Raw genomic sequence first — 15,224 nt, 5'->3', positions numbered from 1 at the left:
GCCGCTGCACGAGCACTTGCGGCAGGCACACTGCCGTCGCCGTTCGCCCTTGCCGCCACCGCTGGCAACGCCGGCAGCACACCGCGGCAGTCGCGTCTGCTACAGGACGTAGCGCGAAAGATCCTCGTTGTGCGCAAGCTCGGCCAGCCGGCTGTCGACGTAGGCGGCATCGATCGCAACTCGATCGAAACGTCCGTTACCCGCCGCGAAAGACACTTCCTCGAGCAGACGTTCCATGACCGTATAGAGCCGACGTGCGCCAATGTTTTCGGTGCGCTCGTTGACCGACCAGGCAATCTCCGCCAGACGCCGGATGCCGTCGGCCGCAAAATCGAGGGTCACCCCTTCGGTTGCCAGCAGCGCCTGGTACTGCGTCGTCAGACAGGCGTCGGTCTGCGTCAGAATGCACTCGAAATCGGCAACCGACAAGGAATCGAGTTCGACACGGATCGGCAGGCGCCCCTGCAGTTCGGGAATGAGGTCGGACGGCTTGGCCAGGTGAAAAGCGCCGCTCGCGATGAACAGGATGTGATCCGTGCGAATCATTCCGTACTTGGTCGATACGGTGGTTCCTTCGACAAGTGGCAGCAAGTCGCGCTGCACGCCCTGGCGAGAGACGTCCACGCCATGAGTATCGCTGCGTGAAGCAATCTTGTCGATCTCATCGAGAAAGACGATGCCATTCTGCTCGACATTGCGAACAGCATCGTGCTTGACGTCCTCGTCGTTGACCAGCTTGGCCGCCTCCTCATCGATCAGCAGCCGGCGTGCCTCTACGATCTTGAGCCGGCGCGATTTCTTGCGACCGCCTCCGATATTCTGGAACATGCCCTGGATCTGTGCGGTGAGTTCCTCCATCCCGGGCGGTGCAAAGATCTCTGCCTGCATCGACGGCGCGGCAACTTCGATCTCGATTTCCTTTTCGTCGAGATCGCCTTCGCGCAACTTCTTGCGAAATTTCTGCCGCGTGGCACTGTCCTCGGTCGACTGCGCGTCATTGAAGAAACTGCCTCGCGCCGGCGGCAGCAGTGCGTCGAGAATGCGATCCTCGGCGGCGTCTTCGGCACGCAGGCGAACCCCCGTCATCGCGCGCTCGCGACCGCTCTTGACGGCGATCTCGACCAGGTCGCGAATGATCGTTTCGACGTCGCGGCCGACATAGCCGACTTCGGTGAATTTCGTCGCCTCCACCTTGATGAACGGCGCATCCGCCAGCCGCGCCAGACGGCGGGCGATTTCCGTCTTGCCGACGCCGGTAGGGCCGATCATCAGGATGTTCTTTGGAGTGATTTCCTGACGCAGCGGCTCCGCAACCTGCGCGCGCCGCCAACGGTTGCGCAGGGCGATGGCTACCGCCTTCTTGGCCTTGCCCTGGCCGACGATGTGTTTGTCGAGTTCGTGAACGATTTCCTGGGGAGTCATGGACGACATGATTATTCCAGCACTTCGATGGTGAAGTTCTGATTGGTGTAGATGCACAGCTCACTGGCGATCAGCAGAGACTTGCGGACCACCTCGACCGGGTCGAGGGTGGTGTTTTCGACCAGCGCGCGGGCGGCCGACTGCGCGAAAGCACCACCGGAGCCAATCGCGACGATGCCGTGCTCGGGTTCGAGTACGTCACCGTTGCCGCTGACGATCAACGAGTTCTCCCGGTCGGCCACCGCCAGCATCGCCTCCAGCCGACGCAAGGCGCGGTCGCTGCGCCAGTCCTTGGCGAGTTCCACCGCCGAGCGCAGCAGATTGCCCTGATGCTTGTCGAGCTTGGCTTCAAAACGCTCGAACAGGGTGAATGCATCGGCCGTGCCGCCGGCAAAACCGGCGAGGATGCGTCCCTGATAAATCCGCCTGACCTTGCGGGCGCTGGCCTTGATGATCAAGTTGCCCAGTGTCACCTGCCCGTCGCCGCCGATGGCCACATGGCTGCCTCGGCGGACCGACAGAATCGTCGTGCCGTGGTACTGATCCATAAGAACTCCCGTTGGTGACCCTAATTTCTGGCAAGAACGATGTCGGCCACGGCTGTCAGACCGACCACGCGGAACAGCTCGGCAAGCAGGTAATGCGGGTGGCGGAAGACGATCTGCCTGCCCGTCCGCCTGACGGAGGAGAGAATGTTGAGCAAAGCGCCGGCACTCAGGAAGTCCATGCGGGTCACTGCCGAGCAGTCGATGAGCACGGGGTCGTTGGCTGCGGCGTAAGTCGGCAGATCGCCGAAACGCGAGCCCTTGATTTCCCCTTTCAGGACATACGCCTCCGTCACCAACTGATCACTCGCCACCAGCGGTGGCGCCTCGGCTGCCATTACCCGTCTGGCTTCCCAGGAGGGAGGGGAAATCTCGAAAGTCACCGCGTAGTCGATTGCCAGTTCCTCGAACGCTTCCATTTGCCCGCGTGCCTGGCACACCTCGAGCTTCAGCAGCCAGCAGGCCTGATCCTGCGCCCGGCCCGGAACGACGAACGGGTCGAGCAGGCCCGCCAGGTTGTCGCGACCCAGTAATTCGATTTCGCGCCGTTCGCGGTGCGCCTGCCGCAGCAGCGCCAGCAGCCGCTCGCAGCCGGCGGCATCCAGTCGGCGCACCTTGGAAAGGTCGAGGCGAAGATGCGAAGTTCGGCCTAGTGCCTCTCGCACTGCCGCAAAGCCCGTATCGTTGTCGCCGGTCAGTTCGCCGCGAAACAATGCGGTCCCCACCACCTTGGCCTGCACCGGCCCCGTGGGTGCCACCTCGCGCCAGCCCGGCGGCGATTTCTCGAACGCCTGCGCGTACTCGATGCCAAGCGCCTCATGCGCCACCCTCTGCCCGGTCAGTCGGAAGAGATCAAAAAGCATCAACCACAGGCGCTCGCCGGCGCCCGAGCGATAGCTGCGGCTGGCGTTCTCGAGCAAGGTGCGGACCGCCACATCCTGACCGTGCGCGTAAAGCATCGCCGCCTCTTCGGCTTCAGCGTCGATCGGATCAACCTCGACCTCGACCTGGAATTCGGGCGCCGTCTCGCTGAAATCAAATTCGCTCAGATCCAGCGGCTGCGACTCGGTGCGCGCAACCGGGGTCGTGAAAGGCAGATCCGCGCGCACCAAGCCAACCGGTGCCGCAACCGCCGGTTTCTCGTCCGCCGTCCGTACGGGGCTCCGCTCGTCGCCCGCGCGAGGTGACACTGCTGGCCGAGCAACCATCTTCCTTTCCGGCGGCTTCTTGAAAAACGAAAAAACCATTGGCTGACAAGGACCGGGATCGAATCTGCGATGAACCCACCTTGTAACACAACGTCCGGCGCACTGCAATTTCAATCCGGGCGGCGTGCGCTCGACGCCAACCTGGCGACACCCGAAGCGCCACAACGGCAACTGTCGGAGAGGGGCAACGGCACGGCAACGATTTCCCTGGCTCCCCGCCCTTCCGGTCGGGCACACGGGCAAAACCGGTGCTTTGGTTTGCACCGACTTCTTGCTAGAATCCGCCGGTTTGGTGTTGATCGCCCCCAGCAAGGCGGATCGTCACGACGGTCGCCAGTACCGCTGGGCATGAACACCATGACCGTTTTCCGCATCCCCGGTTCACCTCCCCCGCTTCGGGAAAAGGGAAACCCATCGACAAGGAGCGGGAATCGCGAGTCGCTGACGCGACTTTCACACCGGATACACGATGACCATGCGCGCGACCTCTCGCAAGCCCCTGCCAGCGCTCACTGCCCTGGCGATCGGCCTGCTTTTGTCCGGGCCGAACACTTCTGCCAGCACGGACGAACTTGCGGAAGCTCGACGCCTGATGAAACAGGGGCAATCAGCGGCAGCTCTCGAACACATCGATGCCTACCTGGCAAGCAAGCCCAAGGATCCACAGGGACCTTTCCTCAAAGGGCTGATTCTTCTCGAAATGGGCAATCGGAACGAAGCGCTGGTGGTGTTTACCAAGCTCAACGAAGACTACCCCGAACTGCCCGAGCCGTACAACAATCTGGCCGTCCTCTACGCCCAACAGAAGCAGTACGAAAAGGCGCGGGTTACACTCGAAATGGCGATCCGGGCCGATCCGAGCTACGCGTTGGCGCGCGAAAACCTTGGTGATGTCTACTCCCGGCTCGCCAGCCAGGCATACGACCAGGCGCTGCAGCTCGACCCGGCGAGCAAGGCCAGCAAGTCCAAACTGACCAAACTCGGCGAACTGGGCCTTGCCTCGACCAGCAGCGTCAGCGGGCAGGCGGCAGCCACGCGACCCGACGGTGAAACAGGCAACCCCACGAGTCGCGAACCGGGCAGGTCGGCGACCACGGCCCCCGCTGTCGCCATGGCAAGCAGCCCGGCAGCCAAGCCGGCAAGCAAGCCCGCGCCGACCGCAGTTACGACGATGCCGGAGAGCCAACCGGCACCGGACAACAGTGCTGCGATCGTTGCCGCAGCGCCGATCGCCACGGTTTCGCCCGGTAATGCGGCGCTGGTCGCGAGCGAAGAGGCGCGGGGACTTGCCGGCAAAGGATGGGATCTCATCTTCAGCCCCTACACCTATCATTACTCGTACAGTGCGGACCACAAGCCGGTCGTCCTCGTTGGACTGTTGAAGGGATTGGAAGGCAACTGGCTGATCGGCGGCTCCGCTTTCTCCAATTCCTTCGGGCAGCCGAGTGTCTACCTCTTCGGCGGCCAGCGCTACGTGAGCCCCTTCGGCTTCGAAAACTGGTACCTGCAGTGGACCGCTGGCCTGCTGTACGGCTACGTCGGCGAATACCAGGACAAGGTACCGTTGAATTACAAGGGCTTTTCGCCGGGCTTCGTCCCCGGTATCGGCTACCAGTTCAGCAAACGCGCTTATGCCGAACTCGACCTCCTCGGTGGCGCCGGACTGATGTTCTCGGTGGTCTTCCCGCTGCCGAAGGACTGGCCCTGAGCAACGCAGGCAAGGTCCCGCCGGCGCGGGCGCGCTGATCCAAGCGATTGCCGGCCACCGCCATAGCCGTCGTCTGATCCTGAGTCCCGCCAATGCGAACGCCCCCGCTCCGCCACCTGCTCGTTGCGCTGTTGCTCGCCTTGTCGATCGCCGCCGGGCTGTGGTGGGCGACTCGGCCGCAACCGGTGGCCGTGGTCGTCAAGGAAATCGAGCGCGGCCTGGTCGAGTCGACGATCGCCAATACCCGCGCCGGGACCGTCGAGGCCTGCCAGCGCACCCGGTTATCGACGATTGCTGGCGGCCGCATCGAGCTGCTGCCAGTGAAGGAAGGCGACCGGGTGCGCAAGGGCCAGCTCCTGATGAAGCTTTGGAACGACGACCAGCAGGCGCAGGTTGCCTGGGTCGAGAGTCAGGTGGCAACGGCCCGCAAACGGGTCAGCGAAGCCTGCGTCGTCGCCGCCAATGCCGAACGTGAAGCAGACCGCCAGTCGGCGTTGCGCGCGCAGGGTTTTGTCTCGGGAGCACGCGAGGACAGCGCGCGCAGCGAAGCGCTGGCCCGCCGCGCCACTTGCGAGGCGGCCAAGGCCGACGTTGCACAAGCCGAAGCACGAGTCAGCCTGAACCGGGTGGAACAGGGGCGCACGGTGCTGTATGCACCATTTGCCGGCACCATCGCGAAGATCGTCGGCGAGGTAGGCGAGTACTCGACGCCGTCACCGCCTGGCGTGCCGATGCCGCCGGCGATCGACCTGATCGACGACTCCTGCCTGTACGTCAAGGCACCGATGGACGAGGTCGACGCACCGCGGATCGCCGCCGGACAGGCGGTACGCATCAGCCTCGACGCGCTGCCCCGGCAATCGTTCCCGGGTCGCGTCCGGCGTGTCGCGCCGTACGTATCGGCGGTCGAAAAACAGGCGCGCACGGTCGACATCGAAGCCACCTTTGACGACCCGGCTGCACCAGGCAAACTGTTGGTCGGCTACAGCGCGGACGTCGAAGTGATCCTCGCCGCGCGCGCGAACGTCCTTCGCGTTCCCACCCCGGCGCTGCTCGAAGGCGGCCGCGTGCTGCTGGCCGGCGCCGATGGCCTGCTCGAGGAACGCCAGGTCAGGACCGGGCTCGCCAATTGGGAGTTCACCGAAGTGCTCGCCGGCCTGTCGCCCGGTGACCGCGTCGTCACCTCCCTGGAGCGTGTCGGAGTCAGGGCCGGTGCGCATTACTCGGTCGACGACCGACCACCGGCAAGCAGCAAGTAAGACATGGCAACGGCGCTGATCGAGCTGGTAGGCATCGAACGAACCTTCCACCGCGGTGACAGCGAAGTACACGCGCTGCGCCACCTGAACGTGCGCATCGCCGCCGGCGAATATGTGGCGGTGATGGGCCCGTCGGGATCGGGAAAATCGACCCTGCTCAACCTCCTTGGCCTGCTCGACCGCCCGGATGCCGGCAGTTACCACCTCGAAGGCCGCGACGTCACCACCCTCTCGGCAGACCAGCAGGCGCACGTGCGCAGCGCTCGCATCGGCTTCGTCTTCCAGAGCTTCCATCTGGTGCCACGCCTCACCGCAGCCGAGAACATCGCCCTGCCGATGGTTCTGGCCGGGGTGGCGCCCGCCGAGCGTGCGCTGCGCGTCGCCCGCGCCTTGCGCGACTACGGGCTGGAGAATCGCGCCGACCATCGCCCGGAGCAACTCTCCGGCGGACAGCGCCAGCGCGTTGCGATTGCGCGGGCGACGATCATGCGGCCGGCACTGATCCTCGCCGATGAACCGACCGGCAATCTCGACCGCGCCACCGGCGAGGACGTGATCCGTCTGCTGGAGGAACTCAACCGGGGCGGCGTCACCCTGATCGTAGTCACCCACGATGGCGGGCTGGGAGCACGCGCACACCGGCAACTGTTGATGGAGGATGGTGCCCTGCATGACGACCGCTGGCGCCGCGCGGAGTTGTCCGCGTGAACGTCACGAAAGCGACCCCGGAGACTCCCCTCGCTTGCTCGTTGGAGAGGGAATGGGGGAAACGGGAGTGACTGGTTGTCCCTGTCCGTGTCGGGGGCCGTGAGGGCCGTTGGCCGCGTGCGCAATGCCGACCTGATCCGCTTTGCGCGCGCCGCGGCGAGCGGCAACCGATTGCGCACTTCACTGCTGGTACTGGCGATGGCCATCGGCGTCGCCGCAGTTGTCGTCCTGACTGCACTCGGCGACGGCGCTCGCCGCTATGTGCTCAACGAATTTTCGTCGATCGGCAGCAATCTGGTGATCGTGCTGCCGGGCCGTTCGCAGACCGGCGGCTTCAATCCCGGCAACGCGATCACCAGCACGCCGCGCGACCTGACCATCGACGACGCGCAGGCTCTGCTGCGCGCCAGTGCCGTTCATCGCGTCGCACCGCTCGCCGTCGGCACTTCCGAAATCAGTTTCGGCGGCAAGTTGCGCGAAGTGATCGTCGCTGGTACCACCGCCGACTTCCTCGAAGTGCGCCGCCTGTCGCTCGCTCAGGGGCGCTTTCTGCCGGCCGGCGACTGGCGGCGCGGCGCCTCCGAGGCGGTGATCGGGGCCAAGGTACGCGACGAGATGTTCGGCCGCGAGGAAGCGCTCGGGCAGCTGGTCCGCATCGGCGATCGCCGGTTCCGCATCGTCGGCGTTCTCGCCGCGACTGGCCAGGGACTGGGAATGAATACGGACGAACTGGTGGTCGTTCCTGTGTCGCTCGCCCAGGCGATGTTCAACAGCAATACGCTCTTTCGCATCCTGGTCGAAGCGAGCAACCGGGAAGCGATCGAAGCGGCCAAGACACAGGTAGGCGAAATCGTCCGCCTGCGGCACGAGGGTGAGCAGGACGTGACGATCATCACCCAGGATGCCGTCCTCGCCACCTTCGACCGTCTGCTCGGCGCGCTGACTCTGGCAGTGGCAGGCATCGCCGCGATCAGTCTGGGAGTGGCCGGCATCCTGGTGATGAACGTAATGCTCGTCTCGGTCACCCAGCGAACGGCGGAAATCGGGTTGCTGAAGGCACTCGGCGCCACCGGCGGCACGATCCGCAACGCGTTCCTGACCGAGGCGGCAATGCTGTCGATCGCCGGCGCGCTTCTCGGTTTCGTCCTCGGCCAGGCCGGTGCCGCGATCATCCGCCAGCTCTACCCGGCTTTCCCGGCATTCCCGCCGGATTGGGCGGTGCTCGCCGGACTGGCAACGGCGCTGGCGACCGGAATCGTCTTCGGCGTGCTGCCGGCGCGTCGGGCAGCACGCCTCGATGCCGTGCAGGCGCTGGCGAAGCGCTGACTTGACGATGGACAAAACACGATGATCCACCCGCGCGACGGTCTGCAACTTGCACTGCGCGCGATCACCGCGCAGCGCCTGCGCAGCTTTCTGACGCTGCTCGGCATCGCCGTCGGCATCGCCGCCGTCATCCTGCTGACCTCGATCGGCGAAGGAATCCATCGCTTCGTGCTGGCCGAATTCACCCAGTTCGGCACCAACCTGCTCAGCGTCGCACCGGGCAAGGTCAAGACTGCCGGCCCGGCGCCGACCGGCATCCCGACCTCGGTACGTCCATTGACGCTGGCGGACGCGCGTGCCCTCGAACGGCTGCCGCACATCACCGGCATGACGGCCACGGTCTGGGGCAACACCGAAGTCAATGCCAATGGCCGCCTGCGACGTACCACGGTGAACGGAGTCGGCGCGCAGATGCTCAGGGTGTACAAGGTCCGCCTGGGCAGCGGCCGCTTCCTGCCCCCCGACGATGCCGAAAATGCGCGCGCCTTCGTCGTCCTCGGCGCGAAACTCAAGGACGAACTGTTCGGCACCGGCAACCCCCTCGGTGCGCGGATGCGCGTCGGCGGTCAGACCTTTCGTGTGATCGGCGTCCTCGAGGCCAAGGGGCAATTCCTCGGCATCGATCTCGACGACGCGGCGTACATTCCCACAGCACGCGCGCTCGAACTCTACAACCGGGACAGCCTGATGAAAGTCGACCTCTCGTACGAGGAAGGCGTCCCGGCGGGCGCGGTGAGTGCGCTGGTTGTGGCAACACTCAAGGCGCGCCATGGCCACGAGGATTTCACGATCACGACGCAGGAAGACATGCTGCGGACACTGTCGAACATTCTCGATATCCTGACCATGGCCGTCGGCGCGCTGGGAAGCATTTCGCTGCTCGTCGGCGCGGTCGGCATCGTCACCATCATGACCATTGCCGTTTCCGAACGCACCGGTGAAATCGGCCTGCTGGTCGCGCTCGGCGCCCCCCGCCGCAGCATCCTCGGACTCTTTCTCGGCGAGGCGATCGCTCTCTCGGCGCTCGGAGGGCTGCTCGGCCTGTTCCTCGGAATCGCGCTGGCGCAGGCGATTCATTTGCTGCTGCCGGCACTGCCGGTACACACGCCGATCCGCTTCGTCGTCCTGGCGGAGGGTATCGCCGTCGCCATCGGCCTGCTCGCCGGCGTGCTGCCGGCCAGGCGTGCGGCGCGCCTGGACGCGGTGGCGGCGCTGCGCGCGGAGTGAACCCGCGAGCGACGGCCCATTTCCGGCAGCACGTCGTCCCTCGTCTCGCCCGCCAGCGTCGAGGCAGAATTCCGCTTGCACACTGTCGCAGCCACCTTCGTTGGCCGCACCGAAAACCAGAGGCGAGCGATTCGCCCGCAACGCCCCCCGACAGCGGCCAAACGGCGCTCTACTCTTCGACGTTCTGCGAAACCTCGGCCCATTCCTCCGGCGTAAACACCCGCGATCGGGTGTGGAAGGCCTTGCCCTCGGGGCCCTCCAGCGAAAAAGTGCCGCCGAAACCATCGATCACGTCGATGATCAGCTGCGTATGCTTCCAGTATCGGTACTGAGCCCTGCCGATGTAGAACGGACAGCCGCCGATATCGCCGAGATGAACGTCCTGTGCACCGATCGTGATTTCGCCCGGCAGGTAGCAGTTGGCCGCGCTATTGTCGCAGCAGCCGCCGGACTGATGGAAGAACAAGGCTCCGTGTTTCTCCTTGAGGCGCTCGATCAGTTCGAGCGCTGCCGCCGTGGCAATGACTCTGGCAACCATTCCCGACTCCTGAAATGGGGGGCGCCTGCCCCCCGAAGAGCAACGCCGAACCGATCAGAAGAATCCGAGCTTCTGTTCGGAATAGCTGACCAGAAGATTCTTGGTCTGCTGGTAATGGTCGAGCATGACCTTGTGCGTCTCGCGGCCAATTCCCGATTCCTTGTAGCCGCCGAACGCCGCGTGCGCAGGATAGGCGTGGTAGCAGTTGATCCACACCCGTCCGGCCTGAATGCCGCGGCCCATCCGGTAGGCAATGTTTCCGTTCCGGCTCCAGACGCCAGCGCCAAGTCCGTAGAGGGTATCGTTGGCGATCGTCAAGGCTTCCGCCTCGTCCTTGAAGGTGGTCACGGCAAGCACCGGGCCAAAGATTTCCTCTTGGAAGATGCGCATCCGGTTGTGCCCCTTGAACAGCGTCGGCTGGACGTAATAGCCTTCGGCGAGATCGCCAGCGAGCTGCGCCTGGCTGCCGCCGATCAGCACCTGGGCGCCTTCCTGGCGACCGAGGTCCAGGTACGTGGTGATCTTCGTCAATTGTTCCTTCGACGCCTGCGCTCCGATCATCGTCTCGCTATCGAGTGGATTGCCCTGCTTGATCGCGGCGATGCGCGGCAGACAGCGCTCGATGAAGCGCTCGTAGATCGATTCCTGAATCAGCGCCCGCGAAGGACAGGTGCATACCTCGCCCTGATTGAAGGCGAAGAGCACCAGCCCCTCGATGGCCTTGTCGAGGAAACCGTCGTCCGCCGCCATCACGTCCTCGAAGAAGACATTCGGCGACTTGCCGCCGAGCTCGAGTGTCGCCGGAATGAGGTTGTTGGCGGCGGCCTGAGCAATCACTCGCCCGGTGGTCGTCGATCCCGTGAAAGCGATCTTGGCAATCCGCTTGCTCGTGGCGAGCGGCATTCCCGCCTCGCGGCCGAAGCCGTTCACAATGTTGAGCACGCCGGGTGGCAGCAGATCGGCGATCAGCTCGGCCATCAGCAGAATGCTGATCGGCGTCGATTCGGCCGGCTTCAGCACCACCGCGTTGCCAGCGCCGAGTGCCGGTGCGAGCTTCCACGCCGCCATCAGCAGCGGAAAATTCCACGGGATGATCTGGCCGACGACGCCCAGCGGCTCGTGGATATGGTAGGCCATCGTGTTTTCGTCGATTTCGCTGATGCCGCCCTCCTGTGCGCGTAGAGCGCCAGCGAAATAGCGGAAGTGATCGACCGAAAGCGGGAGATCGGCGTTCAACGTCTCGCGGATCGGCTTGCCGTTGTCTACCGTCTCGGCATAGGCGAGCAGCTCGAGGTTGGCTTCGAGGCGTTCGGCGATGCGCAGCAGCAGGTTGGAACGTTCCGTCGCCGAGGTTCTGCCCCATTTGTCGGCAACTGCATGGGCAGCATCGAGGGCAAGTTCGATGTCCTCGGCGGTCGAGCGGGCCACCTGTGTGTACGGCTTGCCGGTGATCGGCGTAACGACGTCGAAATACTGTCCCCTGACCGGTGGCACCCACTTGCCGCCGATGAAATTGTCGTACCTGGCCTTGTAGTCAAGCTTGGCGCCGGCGGTGCCGGGAAGCGCGTAAATCATCCAATTCTCCTCTGCCGTGGATTGAGCTGTTGACCCGACCAATTGCGGGCGAAGGTGCTGTAAGCACGCCGCGTGCCAGCCTCAAGTACCCAAAAATTCCTCGCAGTAACAGTATCTTGGCCAAGTTGATCGAATCCAGAAGCTGCGCATGGAACGTGCCGATCTGGCACACTGTCACGAAATGGCACACTTCGACGTCGCTTCGGGTGGGAACTGTTGCGTCGCGTGCGTCGCCCGAGTATGGTCGCGGGAAAAACCGAAGCGGGCCGTTCACGGCTCCAGCACACGAAAGGAGGAGAGGGATGCTTGCCAGACTCGCGGGGCCCGCTTTGCGCCAGGCGCGTCAGCTTCTCGTCGAACACGGCGAAGTGCCGCCGGAACACCTGGTTGGCTCTTTGCTTGTGCGCTCCTGGCGCCGCTGCCTCGACGCCGGGCTTGCCCCATTGGGTCGCCTGGCCGAGCCAATGGTTCTCGACCCGAGTCAATTGCAGCGCGCCTCGGAACGCCACTGCGAACTCATCGCTCATGCCCGCCCGGTAATGGAGTACCTGCACGCCCAGACGCGCGAATCGGGGAGCATGGTCATCCTCGCCGATGATCGAGGAATACTGCTGCAGACACTCGGGGAAGTCGATTTCCTCAGCCGTGCCGAGCGTGTCGCCTTGATCCGCGGCGCATCGTGGAACGAAGCGCATCGCGGCACCAATGCCATTGGCACGGCTCTGGCGGAAGCGGGCGCGGTGGTCATCCACGGTGCCGAACACTACCTCGAACGAAACAGCTTTCTCACCTGCGCCGCCGAAACGGTAACCGCGCCCGATGGTCGCCTGCTCGGCGTACTCGACATCTCCGGCGACTGTCGGGGACGCCATCCCCACACCCTGGGTCTGGTGCGCGCCGCAGCGCAAATGATCGAAAACCGCCTGTTCGACACGCGACACGGCAACGATCTGCGCCTTCGCTTCCATCCCCTCGCCGAAGGAATCGGCACGGTTGCCGAAGGAGTCGTCGCCTTGAGCGAGGACGGCTGGGTCATCGGGGCGAACCGGATCGGCCTCCAGTTGCTCGGGCTTCGCCCCGCGGATCTTGGTCGTACCCCGATCTCTCGCGTCGTCGAGGTCCGCGATGGCGACTTCCATCATTGGGAACGCCTGCACGGAGGTGCAGTGATGCCGGCACGAGACAAGATTGGCAGGCGCCTGTTCTTCCGGGTGGAGCGCGAACGAAGACACCGGCGGCTGATCATGGAGCCGTCGGCGCAGACGCGCGACGAGCAACCCGATGCACTGGTCGATCTGGATACCGGAGATCCTTCGCTGAAGGCGGCCATCGAGAAGGCACGGCGGGTGATCGGCAAGCCAATCCCTCTCCTGCTGCGCGGCGAATCCGGTGCCGGCAAGGAATTGTTTGCGCGCGCGTTTCACGACTCGGGGCCGCGACGGACGAAGCCATTTGTCGCGGTCAACTGCGCGACGCTTCCGGAAAACCTGGTCGAAGCCGAGCTGTTCGGCTATGTGCCAGGAGCATTTTCGGGAGCGAAGCGCGAAGGATCCCCCGGTCGCATCCGCAGCGCGCACGGCGGAACACTCTTTCTCGACGAGATCGGCGACATGCCGCTGACACAGCAGGCTCGCCTGCTGCGCGTCCTGCAGGAACGGGAGGTCGTTCCGGTCGGCGGAGTGCAGCCGGTGGCGGTCGATTTTCTGCTGATCTGTGCCACGCATCGCGATCTGAAGGCGGAGATGGAGGCAGGGCGTTTCCGTTCGGACCTCTATTACCGGATCAACGGTCTGACGCTGCTGCTGCCGGCGCTCCGCGGACGAACCGACTTCGCTCTGCTGTCCCTGCGCGTGCTGCGCGAGCTGTCGCCTGAACGCGAACTGGCGCTGGCGGACCCGGTGGCGGCTGCCTTCGCCACTTACGCGTGGCCGGGAAACCTGCGGCAGCTGGCGAACGCCTTGCGCACCGCCTGCGCACTGGTCGGCGAGGACGAAGAAATCATCGGCTGGCAGCACTTGCCCGACGATCTCGTCGAGGAACTGCGGAATCGACCGCGACCGAAGGACAACGGAGCTTCAGCGCCGGGCGCAGGGAACAATCTGCGCGAGCTCTCCAATGGCGTCATCCGGAAGGCGATCGACGGCTGTCGTGGCAATCTTTCCGAGGCCGCGAGGCGCCTGGGCATCAGTCGCAACACGCTCTACCGGCGCATTCGGGCGGGAGTATAGGTTCGGAAAGCAAGGGCACCGGCAACTCGCAGCTGCCGGCCGGCATCCGCCCACTCGTCCCGCGTTCGGCGCTCAGCGATGATCGTGCAGACCACGCGCCGCTCGCGGCGTGGGCCGTCGAACTCGCAGAGGAAAATGTTCTGCCAGCGCGACAGACCGAGACGGCCGTCGATCAGCGGGATGGTCTGGGAAGGACCGACCAGTCCCGCTTTGAGATGGGCATCGCCGTTCCCATCCTGCGCGTCGTGCAGCCAGACGCCCTGTGGAATCAGCTGGCGAAGGAAATTCACCACGTCGGACTGGACACTCTCGTCCCAGTTCTCCTGGATCATGATCGCGCAGGTCGCCCCCTGGGCATATACCGAGACGAGCCCGTCGCGGACACCGCTGCGCGCCACCACCGCTTCGACCTGGCGGGTGATATCGACCAGTTGTTCGCGGCGCTGCGTAGCGGCGACTACCGTATCACGCACGGCTCATTCCCGGATATCCACTGACACGACCTGAAAGACGCACCTCTCCTGCCGCAACCCACTTGCGACCACTGACTGGCTCCGCGAGTATCGCCTTCGCCGATCCGCAAGGTCAAGCTGTTGCCTGAATCTGCAGGTTCTGCCCTTGCCTTGTCCACAGACCGCAAGGCACAATGCCCGGGTCTGCCCTGCCGGAGTGACGGTCATGGCCGTGCCGAAAGCCACCGAACAGCGATTCACCTACGCCGACTATCGGCAATGGCCCGACGACGAGCGCTGGGAATTGATCGACGGGGTCGCCCACGCGATGGCACCGGCGCCGACGATCGGCCACCAGACCCTGACCGGTCAGCTTTTCAGGCAGATCGATCAAGCCCTGGACGGGACTCCCTGCCGCACCCTGATCGCTCCGGTCGACGTCGTTCTGGCGGCAGCGGGCGAGACTGACGAACAAGCGGCGAGCGTCGTCCAGCCCGATGTTCTGGTCGTCTGCGATCCGGCCAAGGTCGGCGAGGACCGCATCCGCGGCGCCCCGGACTGGATCATCGAAGTCCTCTCTCCGGCTACAGCCCGCCACGACCATCTCACCAAACGCGCTCTCTACGAGCGCGCCGGCGTGCGCGAGTATTGGCTGGTGCACCCGATCGACCGCGTGCTCACTCTCTACACGCTACGAGACGGTCGCTACGGCGGCCCGGAAATCGCCGAAATGGCCGGCGAACGGTCGCCGACGATCTTCCCGGAAATCGTCATCCACTGGCAGGAGATCCTCGACAAGCTGCCCGATCACTCGGCAGGGCGGGACCGACAACCCGCCGCCTGAAGATGCTGCGGAAAAGGCGTGGCGCGTCGTCGGTGGGCCCGCCGGGGCCGTCACCGTGTTTCGCTTCGCCCAGCCATCCGGCGTGCCTGTCCTGCCCGTGACAGACGAGGAAGATCTTCGCCGCGGCCTCGGGTTTCTTCCCTTGCTCGTGCTGGACGTTCGAGTCGCTGGCGAAGCAATGCCG

13 protein-coding genes are annotated in these 15,224 nt (G+C 64.7%); 7 read left to right on the top strand and 6 right to left on the bottom strand.

The features are described 5' to 3' along the window. Positions 1-99: 99 nt before the first annotated feature. Genes hslU through NFV80_RS16635 form a run of 3 tightly spaced genes read right to left on the bottom strand, consistent with a single transcriptional unit; the run spans position 100 to position 3,175 of the window. Complete coding sequence (gene hslU / locus NFV80_RS16645; RefSeq protein WP_295331397.1) at positions 100-1,431, bottom strand: ATP-dependent protease ATPase subunit HslU; 1,332 nt, start codon at positions 1,429-1,431, stop codon at positions 100-102. A gap of 2 nt (positions 1,432-1,433) precedes the next feature. Beyond that, complete coding sequence (hslV, locus tag NFV80_RS16640) at positions 1,434-1,970, bottom strand: ATP-dependent protease subunit HslV (protein WP_295331398.1); 537 nt, start codon at positions 1,968-1,970, stop codon at positions 1,434-1,436. 20 nt (positions 1,971-1,990) lie between these two features. Beyond that, positions 1,991-3,175 carry an STAS domain-containing protein gene (locus NFV80_RS16635; protein ID WP_295331399.1) on the bottom strand — a complete coding sequence of 395 codons (1,185 nt, stop codon included), beginning with the start codon at positions 3,173-3,175 and terminating at the stop codon, positions 1,991-1,993. Between the two features lie 469 nt (positions 3,176-3,644). Between NFV80_RS16635 and NFV80_RS16630 the strand changes: the two genes are divergently transcribed. From NFV80_RS16630 to NFV80_RS16610, 5 genes are all read left to right on the top strand, one after another. After that, on the top strand, positions 3,645-4,883 hold the full coding sequence (locus NFV80_RS16630) for a tetratricopeptide repeat protein (protein WP_295331400.1): 1,239 nt from the start codon (positions 3,645-3,647) through the stop codon (positions 4,881-4,883). Positions 4,884-4,975: 92 nt separating this feature from the next. Further along, complete coding sequence (locus NFV80_RS16625; protein ID WP_295331402.1) at positions 4,976-6,142, top strand: efflux RND transporter periplasmic adaptor subunit; 1,167 nt, start codon at positions 4,976-4,978, stop codon at positions 6,140-6,142. A gap of 3 nt (positions 6,143-6,145) precedes the next feature. Continuing rightward, the gene (locus tag NFV80_RS16620) at positions 6,146-6,850 is read left to right on the top strand and encodes an ABC transporter ATP-binding protein (protein ID WP_295331404.1); all 705 of its coding nucleotides are present in this window, start codon (positions 6,146-6,148) and stop codon (positions 6,848-6,850) included. A gap of 117 nt (positions 6,851-6,967) precedes the next feature. After that, positions 6,968-8,176, top strand: coding sequence for an ABC transporter permease (locus tag NFV80_RS16615; RefSeq protein ID WP_295331439.1), 1,209 nt, complete (start codon positions 6,968-6,970; stop codon positions 8,174-8,176). A gap of 24 nt (positions 8,177-8,200) precedes the next feature. Continuing rightward, on the top strand, positions 8,201-9,403 hold the full coding sequence (locus NFV80_RS16610; RefSeq protein WP_295331440.1) for an ABC transporter permease: 1,203 nt from the start codon (positions 8,201-8,203) through the stop codon (positions 9,401-9,403). A 169-nt stretch (positions 9,404-9,572) separates the two neighbouring features. Here NFV80_RS16610 and NFV80_RS16605 read toward each other — a convergent pair whose 3' ends face one another. Both NFV80_RS16605 and NFV80_RS16600 read right to left on the bottom strand, forming a co-directional pair. Next, positions 9,573-9,941 carry a DUF779 domain-containing protein gene (locus NFV80_RS16605; protein WP_295331405.1) on the bottom strand — a complete coding sequence of 123 codons (369 nt, stop codon included), beginning with the start codon at positions 9,939-9,941 and terminating at the stop codon, positions 9,573-9,575. A gap of 54 nt (positions 9,942-9,995) precedes the next feature. Continuing rightward, complete coding sequence (locus tag NFV80_RS16600; RefSeq protein WP_295331406.1) at positions 9,996-11,516, bottom strand: aldehyde dehydrogenase family protein; 1,521 nt, start codon at positions 11,514-11,516, stop codon at positions 9,996-9,998. Between the two features lie 302 nt (positions 11,517-11,818). On the opposite strand from NFV80_RS16600, the gene NFV80_RS16595 reads away from it, so the two are divergent. Then, complete coding sequence (locus NFV80_RS16595; protein WP_295331407.1) at positions 11,819-13,744, top strand: sigma-54-dependent Fis family transcriptional regulator; 1,926 nt, start codon at positions 11,819-11,821, stop codon at positions 13,742-13,744. Here the strand turns inward: NFV80_RS16595 and NFV80_RS16590 are convergent. Then, positions 13,717-14,217, bottom strand: a complete 501-nt coding sequence (locus tag NFV80_RS16590) for a secondary thiamine-phosphate synthase enzyme YjbQ (protein ID WP_366143447.1) — start codon at positions 14,215-14,217, stop codon at positions 13,717-13,719. The genes NFV80_RS16595 and NFV80_RS16590 overlap by 28 nt on opposite strands. A 205-nt stretch (positions 14,218-14,422) precedes the next feature. Here NFV80_RS16590 and NFV80_RS16585 point away from each other — a divergent pair, with 205 nt between their 5' ends. Then, a complete protein-coding gene (locus NFV80_RS16585) occupies positions 14,423-15,040 on the top strand; it encodes a Uma2 family endonuclease (protein WP_295331408.1) in 618 nt (205 codons plus the stop codon). Positions 15,041-15,224: the final 184 nt, after the last annotated feature.

The organism is Accumulibacter sp., assembly GCF_023806565.1.
Classification (GTDB): Bacteria; Pseudomonadota; Gammaproteobacteria; order Burkholderiales; family Rhodocyclaceae; genus Accumulibacter.
The sequence above is the reverse complement of the archived record's forward strand: the minus strand, read 5'-3'. Positions and strand labels throughout refer to the sequence as shown.

Bases quoted from the DNA above. Each gene is read 5' to 3' on its own strand.
- NFV80_RS16595 (WP_295331407.1), top strand. From the start codon at position 11,819: ATGCTTGCCAGACTCGCGGGGCCCGCTTTGCGCCAGGCGCGTCAGCTT.
- NFV80_RS16605 (WP_295331405.1), bottom strand. From the start codon at position 9,941: ATGGTTGCCAGAGTCATTGCCACGGCGGCAGCGCTCGAACTGATCGAG.
- NFV80_RS16625 (WP_295331402.1), top strand. From the start codon at position 4,976: ATGCGAACGCCCCCGCTCCGCCACCTGCTCGTTGCGCTGTTGCTCGCC.
- NFV80_RS16620 (WP_295331404.1), top strand. From the start codon at position 6,146: ATGGCAACGGCGCTGATCGAGCTGGTAGGCATCGAACGAACCTTCCAC.
- NFV80_RS16585 (WP_295331408.1), top strand. From the start codon at position 14,423: ATGGCCGTGCCGAAAGCCACCGAACAGCGATTCACCTACGCCGACTAT.
- NFV80_RS16600 (WP_295331406.1), bottom strand. From the start codon at position 11,516: ATGATTTACGCGCTTCCCGGCACCGCCGGCGCCAAGCTTGACTACAAG.
- NFV80_RS16635 (WP_295331399.1), bottom strand. From the start codon at position 3,175: ATGGTTGCTCGGCCAGCAGTGTCACCTCGCGCGGGCGACGAGCGGAGC.
- hslU (WP_295331397.1), bottom strand. From the start codon at position 1,431: ATGTCGTCCATGACTCCCCAGGAAATCGTTCACGAACTCGACAAACAC.
- NFV80_RS16630 (WP_295331400.1), top strand. From the start codon at position 3,645: ATGACCATGCGCGCGACCTCTCGCAAGCCCCTGCCAGCGCTCACTGCC.
- hslV (WP_295331398.1), bottom strand. From the start codon at position 1,970: ATGGATCAGTACCACGGCACGACGATTCTGTCGGTCCGCCGAGGCAGC.